Below are 18,895 nucleotides of genomic sequence, written 5' to 3'. Positions count from 1 at the left end.
CTGAGTTTACACCACCTCTCGTTTATTTTCCCACCAGTAACCCAGTAAACCAAATACCAGAAAGAAAGCAATACTGTGCAGTTCTACATTGTTCAAACCATTGATGAAAGAGGGGGCAATGTATTCGTTTCTAAACATGTCCATGTCTTTTACAATCATTGGTAAAGCGTAGGGGAGATATAGGGCAATTTTTTGCCCGGTAGCTGACATGATAATGCCGAGGACGAAGCCAAATACGCCAATACCCAGCGGGACTAAGATGTTTTTGAAACGTAAGGAAAGCCAGTATTGCCAAGCGATCAATCCTAGGCTGGCAATGAAAAAGTGCCTCATAAACTCGATGAGGTTAAGGAGGTCAGGCTGGTAGTAAGTGAATTCATATTCCGGCAAGAAAACATTGAGTAAATAGCCAGAGAGCACCAGTCCTACGATCAGCATTGCCAAACTGAAGAGGTATAGCAAGAGGATGAGGACCAGCTTTGTAATGTAAAATACCCCACGGCCAGAAGGCAGCGCGTAGAGGTACTTCCACGCATCGGCACGCTGCTCGATAAATACTGTTGCGCTAACGAGTAAGAGTAGATAGGGGACGACAATGAACAAGTTGAAAATAGCAAGAGAGACTTTAAAGTAGCGTTGCCAGGGATCTATGTTCAACTTTACCATATTGTGAGCATCCATGAGGTGCCCGAGAAATACTCCTGAAGCCGTGAGGAAAATACCCAGTAAGAGGATGTACCAAACGGGGCTGTGCTTGAGCTTGATGAGTTCAGCACGCAACAAAGCTAAAGGAGAGATGCTGCTATTGGCCATGATCGGTGGTGTCTTTATTGAGTTCCATAAATAAGCCTTCCAAGTCACTGCGCACAAGCTTGGCTTCGTAAATATCTAAACCTTCTGTTACCAGCTGGCGGACAATGACAGGAATGTCATATTCTGCCGAAAGCTGTAGGTGGAGGTAATCTTTTGCCGATTGCACCTTGTAGGCGGAAGTTAGCAATGCATTGGCTCGATCTTGGTCATTGGTACGGATAGCTAACTTCAAATGCTTGGCTTTCCATTCTTCGAGGGCCGCTTGGTTACCTTCAAAAACCAATTGGCCATCTTTGAGTATCCCTAGGTGGGTGACGGTTTTTTCAATTTCTGAAAGAAGGTGGCTGGATAGTAAAATCGTTTTACCTTCTTCACAGAGCAACTTAATCAAATCTCTGATATCGCTGATGCCTTGAGGGTCCAGGCCATTGGTGGGTTCGTCTAGGATGAGGAGCTTAGGTTCGTGCAAGAGGGCAATGGCCAGCCCCAAGCGCTGCTTCATTCCCGTAGAGTATTTCTTACTGGCTTTATGCCGATGTTCCCAAAGGCCGACTTTTTTTAATACCGGCATAATCTGATCACTGGAAACTTGCTGATAACGACAAGCTAGCCGCAGGTGATCGTGAGCCGATAGGTTGGGATAAAGAGAGGGAGCTTCGATGAGGGAGCCTACTTGGCGATAGCAAGAGCGATCTTTATGCGGATTGGTTTTGCCAAACAAAGTTATTTCACCCGATTGTGGCGTGAGTAGGCCCAATAGGTTACGGATAGTGGTGCTTTTGCCTGCGCCGTTACTCCCTAAAAATCCATAGATGCTATTTTCTGGGACGTTCAGGTTTAGCCCTTTGAGGATCGGTTGCCCCTTGGTATAGGAAAAATGCAGGTTGCTGACGGATAAGATCGACATATTACTGGGGCTTCTCAAGGTTAGGAACAGCACGAAAATAAAAAGCGATTTTGTTTTTCATAATAGTTAAATAAGCGCTTCATTTTAAGCGTTTCAACTATTTGGAAAACTTGAGGAAAATCGCAGTTTATTTTCTGCGCAATACTTATTGATTTTCATGCGCATTTTTGATTACCAAAACCACCTGTTTTAGCAAACGATCCCATCTACCTTTGGTATAGTTGACGGCAACCGTACAATTGTAGGCAGGTACATGAAGAATGCCCGTGCCCCATAGCCCACCATGCATAAAGGCATCTTCTCCAAAAATGGAGACTCGCCAGAGCCCTAGTCGGTAATCTTTAAAACGCTCATCTTCTTCGGGGAGGTAGGTCGGAGCGTATTCCGGTGCTTGAAGCATCAAATCGAGGGTGGCAGCTTGATTGAAAATCTGCTCGTTGAACAATGCGTGGGTGAAAGTAGCGAGGTCATCCGTTGTGGAGATCAGTCCGCCACCGCCATAAAGATCCATGGAGGGGTCCCATTCGGTGGTGTTGTAGCGCTGGAAATAGCGGTTGACAAAAGGAGGGTGCTTTGCTGGACCGTCTTCGATGCGTTCCAGCCATGTGCTGCTCAATTCCAGTTGGTCGTAATGCAATAATTGCCGCAGGGCGACGCCCAAATTGGTGTCGGTAATCGCCTCTAGGGTAGCCCCGGCAAGGATGTAACCCGTATCACCGTAGCTGTACCGCTCGCCGGGGCTGCCAGTAGCCTGTCCGCTCTCCATAGCCAGGGCGACCTGCTCCGTGCGCGTCCATACCCGCTGAGGATTATTGGTGATCAATTCAGCAAAGGTACGTCCGCCCATTGCGTAATCGTATAGGCCACTGGTCTGGTTGAGACACTGCCGCCAGGTAATACTGTCCGTAGGATAGTGGTGATCGAGCAACAACTGGCGATGTTCTTCCAGTAGGTACTCATGAATAGGATCTTCAATATTCAGGCGGCCCGTTTCGTGCAAACGTAGCATGGCTGCTGCGACAAAAGTTTTGGTGACGCTGGCAATCCGAAAAGGTTGGTCGGCGCTCAATTCCCGCTCTCGTTCTTCGCTATCGAAGCCCGCAGAACCCGTCCAGTGTAAATCCAACTCAGGAGCAATAACGGTCAAGCTTGCTCCGGGGACTTGCTCGAACGAGTCGTCTAGCGCCAGTTGTAGTATTTCCTGCAGCGTTGGTTCTATCTGATCTGGTGCGACATCGGTATCAACAGTATGACAAGAACATAGCACGGAGAAAATAAGAAAAGCGTAAATGGATGGTCTCATATTAAGATTTAACGAGCCTCAGAGCTAAGTCAGTGCGCTTTAACAAGGACTAAAAAAAAGAGGCGCTTCAACAGCGCCTCCCAAAGTTAGTGTATAAAGCTTAAAAAGTTTTAGTTCAATCGTCGTTGTTCTTCTTCGGAGCCGGTGGCGCGTTGGTTGGCCTTTTTTACGGCTGGGTTTCCAAATTGATGAGTTAGACTCAGCCGGAAGATATTTCCTTCCATTCTGTACTTCCAGCTGTATTCGAGGTTGAGTTCAGGTCGGTCGATTTCGTAGATCCACTGAGCGCCCAGGTCAAACATATTACTCCAGTTGAAACTCATTTTGGTATTTTCCCCGATGGATTTTTGCAGGCCCATATTCAAGGCGGCATAAGGTCTGGTTTGGCCTAGCCCCCATTGGCGAGCGCTATTTAGTTGTGTGGTTATTTCAAATTGAAAACGCTTAGGGAGTTGGAAGTTTTGCGCCAGGTTAGCAGTCAGGTAAGTGTTGGTAACCGTGATGAGTTCGCCTTCATAACGTGGCTGTAGCCGAATCCAGTAAGCAGCAACATTGAGGCGCGTTTCCCACCAATCCGCAATTTGAAAAGGAGTATTTACAGAGATCATAGCCGATTTGGCGTCTTCCATATTTTCGGCATTGGCAATGAAGAGATTTTCTTCTGCATTTACTTGAGGTTGGAAACTGATGGGGTTGTCTTGGTCAGAAAATTCCATGTTGATCAGCAGGCTTTTGTGGCGAAAAGAAGCACTGATTTGTTGGCTAATAGTGGGTTTTACCTTCGGATTGCCAGTAAAAACGGTGTTGTAACCAAAGAAGAGAAAGAAAGGCGCCAATTCGCTAAAGGCCGGCCGGTTGATACGCTCGGCATAGGAAAACTGTAGTTGATTGTTGTCGTCGAGCTGGTAGGTCAAAAAGATAGACGGGAAAAAGCGGCCGAATTTTTGCACACTTATTGGCCCTTCTTTGCTGCTGGTCAACTGGCTGTCATAGTATTCGTAGCGCCCGCCGATTTTGGTGGTGATGGCATCGCTCAGGGTATAATCTGCCGAGAAATAGACGGCGCCGATCATTTCTTTAAGCGTGCCGGAGTCGGTGAACCTTTGATCATAAATTCGGTCGCCATTTTCGAGGTCAAACAGGCTGAGCTTATTGGTGAAACTAGAATTGGTGCCTTTGAACCCTGTCTGGAATTTTAGCTGGTCGTTCCATTCTTTGCTGTAGTCTGCCTTTAGCACCGTGAATCCGATGGGCGTTTCTTTGGTCGACGAAAAATCACGTTCACTGAGCAGAAGCTGGTGCTGATCACGGTTACTTTCCTGATAATTAACAGGATTGCGGTCAAAGTAATCGAGAAAGTCAAAATCTATGGCTAAGCTGCTCTTATCAGTGAAGGTGTGTCTGATGTTTAGGTTGGCCAACCAGTGGTTCCATTCGTTGGTTTCTTCCACCAGTAGGTCATTGTATTGCACTTCTTCGAGTTCATTGGTGAGGGTGGTTCTCGTTTCGGCTTCCATAAACCAATGGCGGTAAAAACCGGATACCATGCCCCCTACAATCGTCTGGTCGCTAGCATAAAAGTCGAGCCCAATACGGCCATTGTAGATTTTGGTCAAGGCAGGGCGGTCGCTGTGAATATTGGCGGTGGTGACCTGCTGGCCAAAGGTGTTTTTACGATAAATATCCATCTTGTGCCGGGTGTAGTCGTAGTTAGCGGAGAAGTCGGTGAAGAGGTTGACCTTACGCGTTCTCAGGTTCATATTGATGCTGGCGCCGTATTTTGGGCGTAAGCCATAACCCGTATTGAGCGTAGCACTGCCACTGAGGCCATCTTCCGTTTTATTGATGGTTACAATATTGATGATGCCAGCATTTCCTTCGGCATCAAAGGATGCAGGAGGCGTTGTAATGAGTTCGATTTTTTCAATATTATCAGCTGACATGCTCTGTAGGTACTGGATCAGGCCCTCTACTTCCATGCGGATACGTTTGCCATTGAGCATGATCACGACGCCTTGTTTGGCTTGCATCGTGATTTGGTTATTGATACGGTCAACCCTTACACCGGGCGAGCGTTCCAGGATGTCTAGCGCGGTAGCACCGGCGGCAGTAATGCTGTTTTGGACATTGATGATGGTGCGGTCGATCTGTTGCTCGAAAAGGGGCTTTTTAGCGGTAACGGTGACCTCATCGAGGGCTGTAACATCTTCCCGCAAGGAAAAACTGAGGGGTGTTGCTTGCTGATGGTCACGAACTTGAATTAGAGGTGTTTGCTGTTCTTCATATCCCATCATGCTGGCTCGTATAAAGTAAGCGCCCGGAGGAATATTGGTAATCGTAAACAGGCCATCTAAATCAGTGATGGCCCCCTTGATAAAGGTTGTATCCTCGGCTTGAAGTAATAATACATTGGCAAAAGCCAAGGGCTGGTCTCCTGTGTCAGTGATGGTTCCGGTGAGCGATTGCTGAGCCTGAAGGCTAAACAAAGTGAGAATAGAAAAGAGGGTGAGTAAAAGATGTTTCATCGTCGGGTAGGATTGATGTTATCGAATGGTCTGCAAGAAAACAGTGTTTAAGGTGTTTTTTGCGAATAAGTGCTTAACCTTCAATAAATAAGGACGGAATGGGTTTGTATAGCGTAAAGCCTTTTCGTATTGCTCAGCGCTTTGTTGGTAAGGCTTAAGCCGGGTTTAGTACTTATCTTGGGAAGAATTGCCGTTTTTCTGATACATTGCTACTATGTTTCAAATTGAGAAAACCTATCAAGGCTGGTCATGGGAGAGAGTTAGCAGGCATGTTCTGTACTGGATGGCTTGGCTAATATTGTATGCCGCTACCAATAGTACCCATCTGGAGGGGAGCTTCCTTAGCTGGACAGGCGTGGAGCTGATGATCATGGGAATCAAATTACCATTTACCTATTTTGTAATTTATTATCTGGTGCCTAACTACCTGCTGACCAAGCGTTACGCTACGTTTTTTCCCTTGTTTATTTTGTTTTCTATAGTTGGGGGAATTGTTATTTGGGTGCTTTATCACTACTATCTCAATGCCACCTATTTTAACTATCAAGCACCTCATTTTTGGACCACAAAAATCATCTACAAGGTGATTGATTTGATCTATATTTCCAGCTTGCCGATGATGTTTAAGCTTTACCAGCAGCAGCATCTTCAGGAGAAACGGGCTACTCAATTGGTGGAACAGAAACTAGGGGCAGAATTGAAGATTCTCAAGAATCAGCTACATCCTCATTTTTTGTTTAATACCCTGAACAACCTTTACGGGATGGTGCTTACCCAGCATCCTCAGGCAGCAGAGGTAGTGGTGCGGCTTTCGAATATGATGAGTTATATGCTTTATGACTGTGAACGGCCTCAAATTGATTTGGAAAAAGAGATTGAAAACTTGCAGAATTACGTTGAACTTGAAAAAATAAGGTATGGAAAGCGATTAGAGTTTTCTTTTGAACTGGGAGGGGAGGTAGCCGGAAAAAGAATTGCTCCGCTCTTGTTGCTGCCTTTTTTGGAAAACGCTTTTAAGCATGGTGCTGAAACAGATGAAACCAAGGCTTGGATTCGTATCAACCTGTGGGTTGAAAACGGCAGTCTAACTTATCTGGTAGAAAACAGTATTCCGACGATTGCTACAGAAGAAACGATGCCTAAAACGCAGAGTGGGGTAGGGTTGGCCAACGTGCGCAAGCGTCTGGCTTTGCTTTATCCAGATAGTCATGAATTGGAAATCACCCGAAACGATACCTATTTAGTCACCCTCAAATTGAACCTGGATCATGAAATGCCTCATCGTTGATGACGAAGAACTCGCGGTAAAAGTGATCGAAAACCACATCCAGCAGATTGATGGAATGGAGGTTGCTGCTGTGTGTTACAATGCAATGGATGCTTTCACGATCTTGCAACAGCAAGACATAGATTTGGTGTTTCTGGATATTCAGATGCCCAAAATATCGGGATTGAGCCTATTGAAATCAATGCCCAATAAGCCTCCCGTGATCTTAACCACGGCCCACCGGGAATTTGCCCTGGAAGGCTTTGAACTAGATGTGGTGGACTATTTACTAAAACCTATTTCTCTGGATCGATTTCTGAAATCTGTAGGGAAAATTTACCGACTACAGCAAAGAACTGCCCCGGTTGCCAGCCATGTTGAGCCAGCTAAGGAAGAAAGTTCTACCTTCTTTTACATCAAAAGTGATCGGCAGTTTATCAAAATTCTACTGGCAGAAGTGCTCTACATCGAGAGCTTGCGCAACCACGTGAAGATCGTTACTATCACCGGTAATCATACGACTTTATTGGGGATCAGTCAGATGGAGCAAAAGCTTCCTCCCCAACATTTTACCCGAATTCATCGCAGCTATTTGGTCGCCCTCACAAAAGTGGATCGATTTACCCAAACCAATCTCACCATCGGAGACAAGACCCTACCCATTGGCCAAAATCATCGCGAAGAAGTCTTGCGGCGATTACAGCTCAATCTGATTTGATTCCTGTGCAGGCTAGGTTCGTGTAAGCTGCCCAATCCCCCTTTCTTCTATGCCCTTATAATCTCTTATATGGTTCAAGACAAATCCTGTCGATAAGGTATTCATGAATTTACCTTTCAAGACAAATCCTGTCGATAAGGTAAATTCATGAATCTACCCTGATCTACCCTGACAAATCCTGCCGAAAAATCTTCTCCATCAACGCGAATAGATCAGGATGCTTACGCTCAAAAAGATGAGGTTGGCTAAAGAAATACTCCGCAGCAACGCTCAAGAACTCTGCCTGGTTGGTAGCACCATAAGGATTGATGTCTGAATCCCGATCTTTTATATCATTGATTTCTTCGTGCATCTCCTTCAGCCATGGAATAATGTAGGGGCTTTCCATCAATATTTCTGGAATACCATCGGTTTCACCGTCGGCTTTGTCTAGCAGGTGGACGAATTCGTGAATACCTACATTACTCTTACTACGTTGGTCATCAAAACCTTGGTGGAGTGCTCGTTTTGATAAAATCATCATCCGTTGCATAGCTCCGGTGCCCACCATGCCGAGGATGTTACGTTCATCACCTTCCGTTTGGTAATCATGATTGAAGGTGTTTTCGTATAACAAGACCTCATTGAGGTTGTGGTAGCGCCAACCGGGGAAACCAAACAGCGGAATGGTCGCACTGGCTGCCACGAGTAGTCGGTAGGTATCCGAAAGCTCCGTTTCTACCCCTGTGATATCAACATCTTCAAAAAATTGAAGAACGGCTTGTTCAAAGCGGGGCTGTTCTCCGGCAGGTAAGTTTTTATAGTACCTTACTTTGTTGTTGAGGATAGCTTTCCAAGATGCAGGAAAGGGTGTTGGAGGAAGCTGATCAGATTGGAAGAAAAGCTTCCAGCCAGCGCCGAGGAGGGCGATGATAATAAAAGCAATGAGGGTGCCTGAGGTCATAATGATGTAGGGATGTAGGGTGGCGAAAATCCAGGCTGATCGTACCATTGCGTAATCGCAATGGTACGATTGGCGTGGCCTTAAAGGTAGTATTATTTCCTGCGAAGCTGCTTACAAGCCTTGCGCAAAAACAGCTGTTTCTTCCGCAAGTTTTTGAATAGCCTCTTCCTGCGTGATCCCTGACCGTTTTAGCATTTTGAAGGAGTGATCACCGCCTTCAATAATGACCAATTTAGCCAACGGCAATCCTTCGCACACTTCCGTAATAAGGTTCGTTTTAGCAAAAGTATCACGCGTACCTTGGAGAAACAATTGAGGAATGCTAATGTCAGATAAATGAGCTGCTCTTTCGATGCCGATCTTACCAGGTGCGTGCAATGGAAAACCGTAATAGACAATGCCCTTTACCGGAGCTATATCCTCTGTAGCAGCAAGCTGAGAGGCCATTCTTCCGCCAAAAGACTTACCGCTCACCAAAATGGGAAGGCCATTTGATAACTCCTCGGCTTTTTTCAGAGTAGCTTTGATGACGGCTTTGGCTTTTGGTGGCTGATCAGGAGCACCTTTCCCTTTTTCCATGTAGGCGAAGTTAAATCGTAGCGTACCGATCTTCACGGTAGCCAATGCTTGGGCTAGCTGTTCCATGAAGGAGTGCTCCATGCCGGCTCCGGCACCGTGGCTAAGAATCATGAGGGAGGTGGCGGCTTTGGCAAGAATCAATAAACCTGATACGGAGCCAATGTCTTCAGATACGGGAATATTAATTCTTTGAGCTGTTAGCATAAAATAGTTGGGGTATAAATGGGTATTCTATGGCTTTCATGGAATGAATATCTAGAGGGGATTGATTCCTAACTGTCGTGATATTCACTGATTGCAGAAGTGTTTTTCACAAACTCTGATGGTGTAAGGTCAAACTCTTTCTTGAAAGATCTACTGAAGGAATTAGGAAGATCAAAACCAACCATATATGCGACCTCAGCGATGGTCAGCTTTTGTTGAGTCAGGAGGTCTTTGGCTTTTTTCATCCGGAAAGATTTCAATAAATCTATCGGTTTTTTGCCGGTTAATTGTTTCACCTTTCTGATGAAATGCATGTGACTGAGGTGCATTGATTGGCACATAGACTTGACATTGAACTCTGCTTCAGACAGGTTTTCATTCATTAAATTAACCAAACGTGCCAGGAATTCTTCATCAGGAGACGCGATGGTCTCTGTTTTAGGCGTAAGCATAAAATTTTTGTTGAACACTTCCCGCAGCAGCTCACGTTGTTGTAAGAGGTTGTTTACTCTGACTAGTAGTAATTCAGGGTTAAAGGGTTTGGTGATATAGTCATCAGCACCTTTGATATAGCCGTCTAACTTACTTTCTTCCAGGGCTTTGGCCGTTAGAAGGATCACCGGGAGATGGCTGGTCGCAAAATCTTCCTTGATCTTTTCACAGAAAGTAATACCATCCATTTCTGGCATCATCACGTCACTGAGAATGAGGTCAAAGGATTGGTTGCGCGCCATTTTTAGTCCTTCTAGACCATTGTTTGCCGTAGAGGTCTGGTATTGTTTATTTAGAATACCTTCCAGAAAATGCTGCATGTCAGGGTTGTCTTCCACTACCAAAATTCGGGGCAATTTGGTGTTGTTGCCAGAGCCGGTACTGGTGGCAAGAGGTGCTTCTTCTTTAAGCGTATCCATGAGCATAGAGGCTTCCTGACGTGCCATTTTTAGCGTGGGGTTTTCCAGGACAGCATCTTTTATAAGCTCTTCTTTTTTCAGAATCTGAGGTAGATAAATGGTGAATTTTGTTCCCTTGCCAAGTTGGCTACTCACTTTTATATCGCCTTGCATAAGGTAGACGAGATCTTTGACATAATAAAGGCCTATGCCTGAGTTATGGGTACCCGTGATTCCGGCACCAGTTGTATAATACTTGTCAAAAATCAAATCAATGATTTCCTGGCTCATCCCTGTACCAGTATCCTCAACGATAATTTCAAAGTAGTTTTCATAAAAAGGACTCAGGTTTCTTTCAGCGGCTTTTACCGTAGAAAGTTCTACTGTAATACTGCTGCCTTCTGGTGTGAATTTGAAGGCATTGGAGAGCAGATTGACCATGATTTTCTCCACCTTATCGGAATCGAGAAGCGTGATGTTGTCGTTGCTGTGGTCAATAAACTCTAAATGAATATCACGATTGAGCGCAAGGCCATCAAAAAGCCTCACCATGCTGGAGATGTAGTTGGCCAAATAAATGTTACTGAGATTGAGTTCCAGTGTGCTGTGCTCAATGCGGCGCATCTCCAAAAGCTGATTAATAAGTTTGTGTAGGCGGGAAGCATTTCGTTCAATCGTCCCGTAATACTGCTGCCTTTTCTCGATGGAGAGTAATCCATTTTCTTTAATCAGTTGAGAGATAGGCCCCAGAATAAGGGTTATGGGAGTGCGCAGTTCGTGCGAAATATTGGTAAAGAAACCAAGCTTCGCTTTAGAGAGACTTTCAACCTGTTCCACCATGTCTTCGAGCTTATCGCGTTGCTGACGGATTTCCTCATTACGAGATTCAAGGTCTATGTTATTGCTTTCTAAAATTTTTGATTGCTCAAGGATTTGCCCTTGTTGAGCAAGGATTTCATGGTTTTGAGTTTCAATCTTCCGTCCTCGCTCTTTCAGTTTGTCATTGGCTTGCCGTAGTGACTCGTTCAGGATTTCCAACTTTTTCTTTTTGGAAATAACACGGTATTCGTAAATGAGGAAAATAGTAAGGAATGCAAGGATAAGAGCAATAAACCAAGCTTGTTTCCAAATAGGAGGCATAACCTCAAATTCAATACGCGCTGGCGTAGGGTCTACATTAAAATCCAGGTCGCGGGCCCTAACCTCTAGAATGTGATTTCCACTGGGAAGACTCGTGAAAGTGTACTGCTGGTCTTTCGTAAAAGGAGACCATTTTCCTCCATTCAACCGGTAAGCATACATCAGCTTGGTTGCAGCAGTTTTGGCAAAGTAGTCTTTCCCTTTCCATGAAATCAGTGTATTACCGTCGGAGGAAACGCTTTCCAAAAAGAAGTCAAAGCTGGTTTCTGGCGGCTTGCTACTAGGGCGATAGCGCGTGGTAAAGAATTGTCCGTTTTCCTCCTCTGCTATATTGCGCTGGTAGGCTCGACGTTTCCAACTACGCGGTACATGGTTGACCCAAATATATTTGTCGGTATGATAAATGGTTCCACCTTCAAAATCCATATTGAGGCGATCTGGAAAAATATCCTGAGTCCAGGAAGTGCCATCAAATTTTGATATGCCATTTTCTGTGGCTACAATAATCATGCTATCCGAGAGGGCATCAATGCTAATAATTGTATTGCCAGAAAGACCAGAAGAAGTATTGTAATTTTTCCATTGCTTGCCATCATAGACAAATAGCCCATAGTACCTAGATCCTACCAATAACAATTTATCTGTACTGCAAACATAGTTGACGTATTGCTGAAGACGCTCATCTTGCAGTGAATTCCAGCTCTTCCCGTTATAAAACAACAATTGGCTTCCTCCTAGCCAGATGCGACCATCTTTAGATTGCCCGATACCATAACAATTGGCTTGAGTGAGACCGTTTTCCTGAAACGGATGGTGTATCCAAGTCAGCTTTTCTGCTTGGGGGTTTATGAGTTGTAGCACTCCACTGTAAAATCCATAAACCTTCTCTCCATCAACAGCTCCTCCAAACCAAAGGGCGCCGTCACTTGCCTCAAATACAGCACGGTAATCAATGCCCCAGGATAATTCTCGGTGAATTTGACGTTCCCACTTTCCGTTGACATACAAAGCGGTAGCAGCATGCCCCTGATGAGAACCAGCAGCCCATATTTGTCCTTTCGAAGTTCTTATTACGCGGATAGGAGCGTCCATGAGGCCATCTTCTGTACCGTAGGAAATCCAGGTATTTCCTTTACGATAAATAAGCCTGTTATTTCGTTCCAGAAAGAGCTCTTCATTAGGAGATATTTCGCATTGGAAACTAAGATTTTCATAAGTAAGCCACTGCTCGGTAGAAAAATCCAGAAGAAGGACTTTAGATTTATAGCCAGCTACCCATATTTGATCACTTTGGCTGTTTTGTAAAATGACGCGGTTGGCTGGTACTGGATAAACGGGGGCTTTATATACGGCCCAATGCCCTTGATGGTAAGCAAAAATTTTGGCCATGGAGCTTAGCCAAATGGTGCCATTGGCGGATTGTACAATATCCGCTAAATACTCATCGCTGCCGAAAATTTTATTGATAAAAATGGTTTCCCAATTTTCACCATCGTAAATTTGAATACCCTTGTTGGAAGTGGAGTTGATAACCCATATTCTGCCGTCAGCAGCTAGGAGCATTCGTTGGTCTTCTCCTAATTCAAAATTTTCTTTGCTGGCAATCACCTCGAAATTATCGAACCTGCCATCCTTTACATCCTTCCATTTGAAGCGGAGTAGTTTTCCCACCTCCATTTTAGTAGTGACGGCAAACCAAACCTCCCCCTCACTGGTTTCGAGCACATCCGAGGCATATATCATATCCCCCTCAGTGGTTAGTAGGTTTTGTGGTAAATGGATGTATTCAGGCCCAGGAAGGAGTTTTTTGAGGTCTTCTGCTTTTATCGCTGAAGTGTAAATACGGGTATCTCCATTCGTTAATAAATGAATAAAACCCCAGTCGGCACAAGCGATCACACTTTTATCACGCAGCTGCTTAATACTGTGAAAGGTCATGGTTTGGTTGGCAGGTCCTTCGAAAAAGTGAGACCATTGCTGACCATCATAGCGATAGATACCATTGGAGGCAGTGGCATAAATGGAGCCATCTGTTGCAACAAGTAATTGCTCAACTGGCGAAGCTGTTAAACCGTTTTCCTGGTTGTGAGTTTTCCAATCGTAACCATCGTATTCAAGAACACCGTCATTGTAGCTTACCCACACCTTTTGGTCTGCAGATTCTACGACATGGCGAATACCCTTGCCTTCAAGTTCGGGGAAATGTTTCCAACGCCATGGTTCCGTCAATGGATTGACGATCTGCGGATTATATGGTTGTGCAGCCCACACCATTAACCCTCCCAAAAAAATAAAATGCAATACTAGGATAAACCTCCCCATAACTTAAAACTCTTTCCTGTAGAATGCTCGAAAAGGAAGATAGGTGTTTTATTTGAGTTGAACAAAGGTTGCAAAATTAAGTATGGATTGAGGTATTTTTGCGGGAATTTATTCTGTTACAAGGATTGATACAGGAATAGCTAAAGTATAGAAGTCTATTGTTTTTACGTCAAATAACTATCGGTATAAAGTACAAACTGTTGTGTTGAGTTAATTTATGCACTCTATTTGGTGAAAAATGTGTGTTTCTCTTATTGCTCAATGTCGACCTTTATGGGTATTAGTTGATATTGTGAAAACTTCCAAAATAATATGAATACTCCTTTCTCTTTAAGTGGTAAAAACGTTTTAATTACTGGTGCCAGCCGCGGGCTCGGTCAAGGAATGGCTATTGCACTTTCTCATGCCGATGCTTTTGTTGTTTGTTGTAGCTCTAGCTCTGGAGGAACAGACAAAACGCTGGAGCTGATAAAAGCTGCTGGAGGGAAAGGAATAGGATTGGCTGCTGACTTGAGTAAGCGTGAAGAAGTGAAAAAACTATTTGAAGCAGCCCAAGAAGCGTGCGGGCAGATTGATATTCTTGTTAATAATGGCGGTACTATTGCCCGGCACCCGGCAGTAGATTTCCCACTTTCTGACTGGGATCGGGTGCTGGAAGTAAATCTCACCTCGGCTTTCTATCTTTCACAGCTTGCAGGCGCAGAGATGATTAAAAACGGTGGCGGAAAAATTATCAACACGGCCTCAATGCTTTCTTACTCAGGTGGTATTACCGTGCCAGCTTATACAGCAAGTAAGCATGGTATTGCCGGCGTTACCAAGGCACTGGCCAATGAATGGGCGCAGTACAATATTCAGGTGAACGCAATTGCGCCAGGCTACTTCAAAACAGACAATACGCAAAAACTACAGGATGATCCCGTTCGAAATGCAGAAATCACCAAGCGAATCCCTGCCGGCCGTTGGGGGGAAGCAACCGACCTGGGAGGTGCTGTTGTATTTTTAGCCTCGTCTGCCAGTGATTACATAAATGGCACTATGATTCCCGTTGATGGTGGATGGATGGCTCGGTAAATATAGCCCGAGTTCCGAAGAGTAAAACGAGCAGCCCCTAATCCACCCACTTTTCCTGCCACAACGGAAACTCTTTAGCCAGTAATTTATTGGCCCACTTTCCATAAAAGCCGTAGCCTACGCGGCGTTCGTTCTCAATATCTTCCAGCTTGTAATGGATAATTCCGTCTCTACCGGTGAAAATAGGCTGGAAGGTATTGAATTCATAAAAGCGAGCCCAGATGACACTGCCTTCCTCTTCGAAAATTACCCGATCACGACCTGTTGGTTGAGTAGGGTCTTTACGAATTTCTACGTTCCACCCTTCAATTTTGACGGCATCAAACCAGGCTACAGCGCCTCGAATGGCACGTTTGATATCGGCAGAAGGCTGGTCTATAGCCATTAAAAAGCGGGTGATCCCTACACTTTCTGAGCCGCTGAGCGACGCAGGTTCAAATTTTCTGGCAGAAGCCGGTTGTAGTGTATTTCGATCATGTTGAGCACACCAGGCGGTTAGCTGGCCATTTTGAACAACCTGTGTGTTTAATATACACTGAACACCTTTTTGAAAGGCTTCTTTAGCCAGGGCTTTTAAGCCAGGATCAACGGCTTGGTATTTTTCGTTTTCTTCCGCCAGCCCCTTTATGATCCACATTACATCGATCATGGCATTATCATTATAGGTGATGTGCCCGTGGTAGCTGCTGGTGTCTGGGTAGGATTGTGGCCATCCGCCCGCTGTATGCTGAGCTTCTAGCAGATAAGCAATGCCTTTTTCAGCGGCAGCCAGGTAGCTTGGGTTATTTGTTTGTTGGTGAGCCGATAGCAGGTATTTTATCTCTTTGGTTGTGGTATGGTCATCGCAAGTAGCATCAAGACGTACTTTGTCAGCGACGAGTTTCTCCTGTAGCTCGGAACTTACCTCTTTGATGTAGTCTGTTGCATCTCCTTTATACTGTGGCCAGCCACCATTTGCTCTTTGGTAGAGCAACATTTTTTCTGCTGTTTCATCAATCAGCGGTTGATTTATTTGTTGAGCATTGCAAACGCAAATTATTATGGTAAAAACCATAGAGAAGAGGTATTTCACGGAAATTTGGTTTTAGAATATGGTGAGCAATACGCTAATTTCACTAATCCTCCCTGTGATTTGCAACAAATGTTATAAACAGCTAGGCAATTGATAAATAATGAATAATCGCTGCGCAAGGGGTTAAGCTACCTTTGGGTGAAACGATATCAAAAAAAATATGGTACAGCCAAAAACAATAGGTAAGACGAAGACAATATCTCCTCAATCTCCAAAGGAACGTCGGCATGATCTACAGGTGATGGTCCCTCAGAAAAATGAAATCAGAAAGGTAGAGGCCTTTAATGCAATTCCTGCTCCAGGAGTGCAAGAGATTATTACGGAAGAAAATTCGAGCTTCGAGTTTCTTCGTCTTGCAAGGATCGTCCTTCAGGAAGGAACAGCAAGCCGCAGCTTAGACAAAGCAGAGGCCGTTTACTACATCAATCGTGGGGAAGTATCCATAACCGCCAACGGCCAAACACACACCTTAGGAAAAGGAGATGTTCTCTACGTTAGTGTTGATTCGGAAGTAAGCTTTAGCAGCAAGGAGTTTTGTGATGTAAGCGAATTTAAAGCAGTGTCTTGTCACACGAAATACCCTGACAAACTGGTTCGGCATACAGATATTGAAGGTACCGAACTAGCTGCTGATTTAGGAAGCCAGCGCCCAATGTCGGAACGGACCGTATTTAAGCTGGTAGATAAGAATGTCCAGGCCAATCGGTTGTTATTTGGCGATACTTACATGGCTCACCGAGGAGGAGTAGGTAGCTACCCCCCTCACTTTCATGGCCCTGATGGCCCTCACGGTTTGGGTGCTAATGCCAAAGAAGAAATTTACCATTTCCGTTGCGAAACGGAGATCGAAGGCGACATTCCCTATGTTCTCCAAAACTGTGCCTTACCTGAAGAAAAAGTAAATGTCTACGCCCATATTTTTGATGAAGTAGCCATTAACGTTACGCCTACTTACCACGATACCATTGCGCCGCCAGCGGTTGACTTTATGTTCACCTGGTGCTTGGCTAGTTTCACAGAAGGGCATCGAGATTGGGCAGAAATTTACAATAAGCCGGGTTATGAAAATGAATGGTAGGAATAGTTTCTACTGTTGTTGAATAACCTTTGTCATTGAAAACTGGATACAATAGGTATTCTGGTTAAAGCTAAAAAAGGTTGGTAAAAAACACCAACCGTAAAATGATGATCATGTCTAAAATTTTACCTGGCCTATTGTTGCTTTTCTTGTTTGGCTGTCAGCCGACGGAAGTTTCAGAAGTTCCTAAAGAGGATAATGTTGATCATTGGGCAGGAGTTGATGAGATATTGGCAAATATCAAAGCACCGACTTTCCCGGATCAAACCTTTAATATTACGGAGAACGGAGCTGTTGCTGATGGCGAGACCGATTGTCTGCCAGCGATCAAAGCTGCGATCAATGCGTGTAATGAGGCAGGTGGTGGCAAAGTGATGGTGCCCGCAGGAACCTACCTGGTAAAGGGCCCCATCCATTTGAAAAGTAACGTGAATTTACATATTGCAGAAGGAGCCATCATCTTATTTAGTACCGATGCTAAAGATTACCTTCCTGTTGTTTTTACGCGCTGGGAAGCGGTAGAGTGCTATAATTATTCACCCCTGATTTATGCTTATGAGCAGGAGAATATTGCCATCACCGGCAAGGGTACTCTCGACGGACAAGCCAGCAATGAAAATTGGTGGAATTGGGTTGATGGTAAAGATTTTGGTTGGGAGGAAGGTATGCCTAGTCAGGCAGATGACCACAGCCGCCCCAAGTTGTTTGGTTGGAATACCGACGAGGTCCCTGTAGAAGATCGCGTGCTAGGAGAGGGGAGCTACTTGCGGCCTAATTTCGTACAGCCTTACAAGTGTAAAAATGTATTGATCGATGGCGTGACCATCCGCAATTCGCCGATGTGGGTAATGCACCCGGTTTTGTGTGAAAACGTAACTATCCAAAACGTCAGGGTAATTAGTCACGGCCCAAATAGCGATGGTTGTGATCCGGAAAGTTGTAAAAATGTGCTTATCAAGAATTGCTACTTCGATACCGGCGACGATTGTATTGCCCTCAAATCTGGCAGGAACCAGGACGGGCGCCGCGTAGGCCGCCCTATTGAGAATGTGGTAATTCAGGACTGCCAGATGAAAGACGGCCATGGTGGCGTAGTAATCGGCAGTGAAGTGAGCGGTGGCGCCCGCAACATTTACGCAGAGAACTGCATCATGGATAGCCCCAACCTGGATCGAGCCTTGCGAGTGAAAACGAATAAAGTGCGTGGTGGGAAAATCGAAAACCTTTTCTTTCGAAATATAAAGGTAGGAGAGGTACGCGAAGCGGTGCTGCGTATTAATATGCTTTACCCCATTTATTCGGATACCAACCAGGTCTATATCCCAACGATAGAAAACATTTACCTCGAAAATGTCACTTCCCAAAAAAGTAAATACGGCATTTTAATCGATGGCTATAGTGCTGAATTCCCGGTTCGAAATATCCAAGTCACCAACTGTCGTTTCAACGGAGTTGAAGCAGGGAATAAGATAAAATTCGTCGAAAGCCTAGACTTGCAAAATCTCTATCTCAACGATGAGTTAGTGAAGTAGTCTGTTGCTTAATAATTTGTTTTTCAATTAGTTATCATGCGTATATTATTGTTTGCTTTTTTGCTCATTATTGGAACATGTGCTATGGCACAAACTTCACCAATCGGCTGGGCCAGCCTGAACGGCGGTACTACCGGCGGTGAAGGTGGCGAAGTAGTAATGATTACCAACCGCGACCAATTGTTAGCCAATGTCGTGGGGAGTACCCCGAAAATTCTGATGATCGTAGATACCATCGAGTTGAATCTTTACGAAAGGGTGAAAATATACGACAATAAGACCCTGTTAGGGAGCTCTCCTGAAGCGATGATAAGGTTTGGTGGCTTGGAAATTCTTGGAGATAATGTCATTATCCAAAACCTTGCAATCGGTGATTTCTACGATGGTGACTGGAGTGGTACAACCCACAGTACTGATTGTATGACGATCTACGGCGTCAATGTTTGGGTTGATCACTGTTGGCTATGGGCTGGCGCTGATGGACTGTTGGATGTGCGTAGTGGCAATGGCTCAATTGCAGATTATATC

Annotated in this window: 13 protein-coding genes and 1 pseudogene; 6 read left to right on the top strand and 8 right to left on the bottom strand. The window is 44.8% G+C overall.

Features of this window, described 5'->3' with window-relative positions; translation table 11 throughout:
* Positions 1-6: 6 nt before the first annotated feature.
* The 4 genes from ACRBG0_RS14725 to ACRBG0_RS14710 all read right to left on the bottom strand — a co-directional run bounded on the left by ACRBG0_RS14725 (position 7) and on the right by ACRBG0_RS14710 (position 5,548).
* Positions 7-813, bottom strand: coding sequence for an ABC transporter permease (locus ACRBG0_RS14725; protein WP_431487630.1), 807 nt, complete (start codon positions 811-813; stop codon positions 7-9).
* The gene (locus ACRBG0_RS14720) at positions 803-1,720 is read right to left on the bottom strand and encodes an ABC transporter ATP-binding protein (RefSeq protein WP_431487629.1); all 918 of its coding nucleotides are present in this window, start codon (positions 1,718-1,720) and stop codon (positions 803-805) included. Before ACRBG0_RS14720 ends, ACRBG0_RS14725 begins: the two co-directional genes overlap by 11 nt.
* Positions 1,721-1,865: 145 nt before the next feature.
* Positions 1,866-3,023, bottom strand: a complete 1,158-nt coding sequence (locus ACRBG0_RS14715; protein WP_431487628.1) for a serine hydrolase domain-containing protein — start codon at positions 3,021-3,023, stop codon at positions 1,866-1,868.
* A gap of 110 nt (positions 3,024-3,133) precedes the next feature.
* Complete coding sequence (locus ACRBG0_RS14710) at positions 3,134-5,548, bottom strand: TonB-dependent receptor domain-containing protein (RefSeq protein ID WP_431487627.1); 2,415 nt, start codon at positions 5,546-5,548, stop codon at positions 3,134-3,136.
* Positions 5,549-5,762: 214 nt separating this feature from the next.
* Here ACRBG0_RS14710 and ACRBG0_RS14705 point away from each other — a divergent pair, with 214 nt between their 5' ends.
* The gene (locus ACRBG0_RS14705) at positions 5,763-6,836 is read left to right on the top strand and encodes a sensor histidine kinase (protein WP_431487626.1); all 1,074 of its coding nucleotides are present in this window, start codon (positions 5,763-5,765) and stop codon (positions 6,834-6,836) included.
* Positions 6,817-7,533 carry a LytR/AlgR family response regulator transcription factor gene (locus ACRBG0_RS14700; protein ID WP_431487625.1) on the top strand — a complete coding sequence of 239 codons (717 nt, stop codon included), beginning with the start codon at positions 6,817-6,819 and terminating at the stop codon, positions 7,531-7,533. The genes ACRBG0_RS14705 and ACRBG0_RS14700 overlap by 20 nt, the downstream gene beginning before the upstream one ends.
* A 163-nt stretch (positions 7,534-7,696) precedes the next feature.
* Here ACRBG0_RS14700 and ACRBG0_RS14695 read toward each other — a convergent pair whose 3' ends face one another.
* The 3 genes from ACRBG0_RS14695 to ACRBG0_RS14685 form a co-directional block, all read right to left on the bottom strand.
* Positions 7,697-8,524, bottom strand: a complete 828-nt coding sequence (locus ACRBG0_RS14695) for a zinc-dependent peptidase (RefSeq protein ID WP_431487624.1) — start codon at positions 8,522-8,524, stop codon at positions 7,697-7,699.
* A gap of 63 nt (positions 8,525-8,587) precedes the next feature.
* Complete coding sequence (locus ACRBG0_RS14690) at positions 8,588-9,259, bottom strand: alpha/beta hydrolase family protein (protein ID WP_431487623.1); 672 nt, start codon at positions 9,257-9,259, stop codon at positions 8,588-8,590.
* 68 nt (positions 9,260-9,327) lie between these two features.
* The gene (locus tag ACRBG0_RS14685; protein WP_431487622.1) at positions 9,328-13,611 is read right to left on the bottom strand and encodes a response regulator; all 4,284 of its coding nucleotides are present in this window, start codon (positions 13,609-13,611) and stop codon (positions 9,328-9,330) included.
* Between the two features lie 312 nt (positions 13,612-13,923).
* Between ACRBG0_RS14685 and kduD the strand changes: the two genes are divergently transcribed.
* Entirely contained in the window at positions 13,924-14,685 is a 762-nt protein-coding gene (kduD, locus tag ACRBG0_RS14680) for a 2-dehydro-3-deoxy-D-gluconate 5-dehydrogenase KduD (protein ID WP_431487621.1), read from the top strand.
* 37 nt (positions 14,686-14,722) lie between these two features.
* Here kduD and pelA read toward each other — a convergent pair whose 3' ends face one another.
* The gene (gene pelA / locus ACRBG0_RS14675) at positions 14,723-15,757 is read right to left on the bottom strand and encodes a pectate lyase (RefSeq protein ID WP_431487620.1); all 1,035 of its coding nucleotides are present in this window, start codon (positions 15,755-15,757) and stop codon (positions 14,723-14,725) included.
* Positions 15,758-15,917: 160 nt separating this feature from the next.
* Here pelA and ACRBG0_RS14670 point away from each other — a divergent pair, with 160 nt between their 5' ends.
* The 3 genes and pseudogenes from ACRBG0_RS14670 to ACRBG0_RS14660 all read left to right on the top strand — a co-directional run.
* Positions 15,918-16,835 (top strand): 5-deoxy-glucuronate isomerase, encoded by a 918-nt coding sequence (locus tag ACRBG0_RS14670; RefSeq protein ID WP_431487619.1) that lies wholly within the window; start codon positions 15,918-15,920, stop codon positions 16,833-16,835.
* Between the two features lie 113 nt (positions 16,836-16,948).
* Complete coding sequence (locus ACRBG0_RS14665; protein WP_431487618.1) at positions 16,949-18,367, top strand: glycoside hydrolase family 28 protein; 1,419 nt, start codon at positions 16,949-16,951, stop codon at positions 18,365-18,367.
* Positions 18,368-18,403: 36 nt separating this feature from the next.
* Positions 18,404-18,895, top strand: a pseudogene (locus ACRBG0_RS14660) (hypothetical protein); the annotation flags it as partial.

It is taken from the genome of Lewinella sp., assembly GCF_050633125.1.
GTDB lineage: Bacteria > Bacteroidota > Bacteroidia > Chitinophagales > Saprospiraceae > Lewinella.
The sequence above is the reverse complement of the archived record's forward strand: the minus strand, read 5'-3'. Positions and strand labels throughout refer to the sequence as shown.

Coding starts and splice junctions, on each gene's coding strand:
- ACRBG0_RS14725 (WP_431487630.1), bottom strand. CDS start 813: ATGGCCAATAGCAGCATCTCTCCTTTAGCTTTGTTGCGTGCTGAACTC.
- ACRBG0_RS14720 (WP_431487629.1), bottom strand. CDS start 1,720: ATGTCGATCTTATCCGTCAGCAACCTGCATTTTTCCTATACCAAGGGG.
- ACRBG0_RS14715 (WP_431487628.1), bottom strand. CDS start 3,023: ATGAGACCATCCATTTACGCTTTTCTTATTTTCTCCGTGCTATGTTCT.
- ACRBG0_RS14710 (WP_431487627.1), bottom strand. CDS start 5,548: ATGAAACATCTTTTACTCACCCTCTTTTCTATTCTCACTTTGTTTAGC.
- ACRBG0_RS14705 (WP_431487626.1), top strand. CDS start 5,763: ATGTTTCAAATTGAGAAAACCTATCAAGGCTGGTCATGGGAGAGAGTT.
- ACRBG0_RS14700 (WP_431487625.1), top strand. CDS start 6,817: ATGAAATGCCTCATCGTTGATGACGAAGAACTCGCGGTAAAAGTGATC.
- ACRBG0_RS14695 (WP_431487624.1), bottom strand. CDS start 8,524: ATGGTACGATCAGCCTGGATTTTCGCCACCCTACATCCCTACATCATT.
- ACRBG0_RS14690 (WP_431487623.1), bottom strand. CDS start 9,259: ATGCTAACAGCTCAAAGAATTAATATTCCCGTATCTGAAGACATTGGC.
- ACRBG0_RS14685 (WP_431487622.1), bottom strand. CDS start 13,611: ATGGGGAGGTTTATCCTAGTATTGCATTTTATTTTTTTGGGAGGGTTA.
- kduD (WP_431487621.1), top strand. CDS start 13,924: ATGAATACTCCTTTCTCTTTAAGTGGTAAAAACGTTTTAATTACTGGT.
- ACRBG0_RS14670 (WP_431487619.1), top strand. CDS start 15,918: ATGGTACAGCCAAAAACAATAGGTAAGACGAAGACAATATCTCCTCAA.
- ACRBG0_RS14665 (WP_431487618.1), top strand. CDS start 16,949: ATGTCTAAAATTTTACCTGGCCTATTGTTGCTTTTCTTGTTTGGCTGT.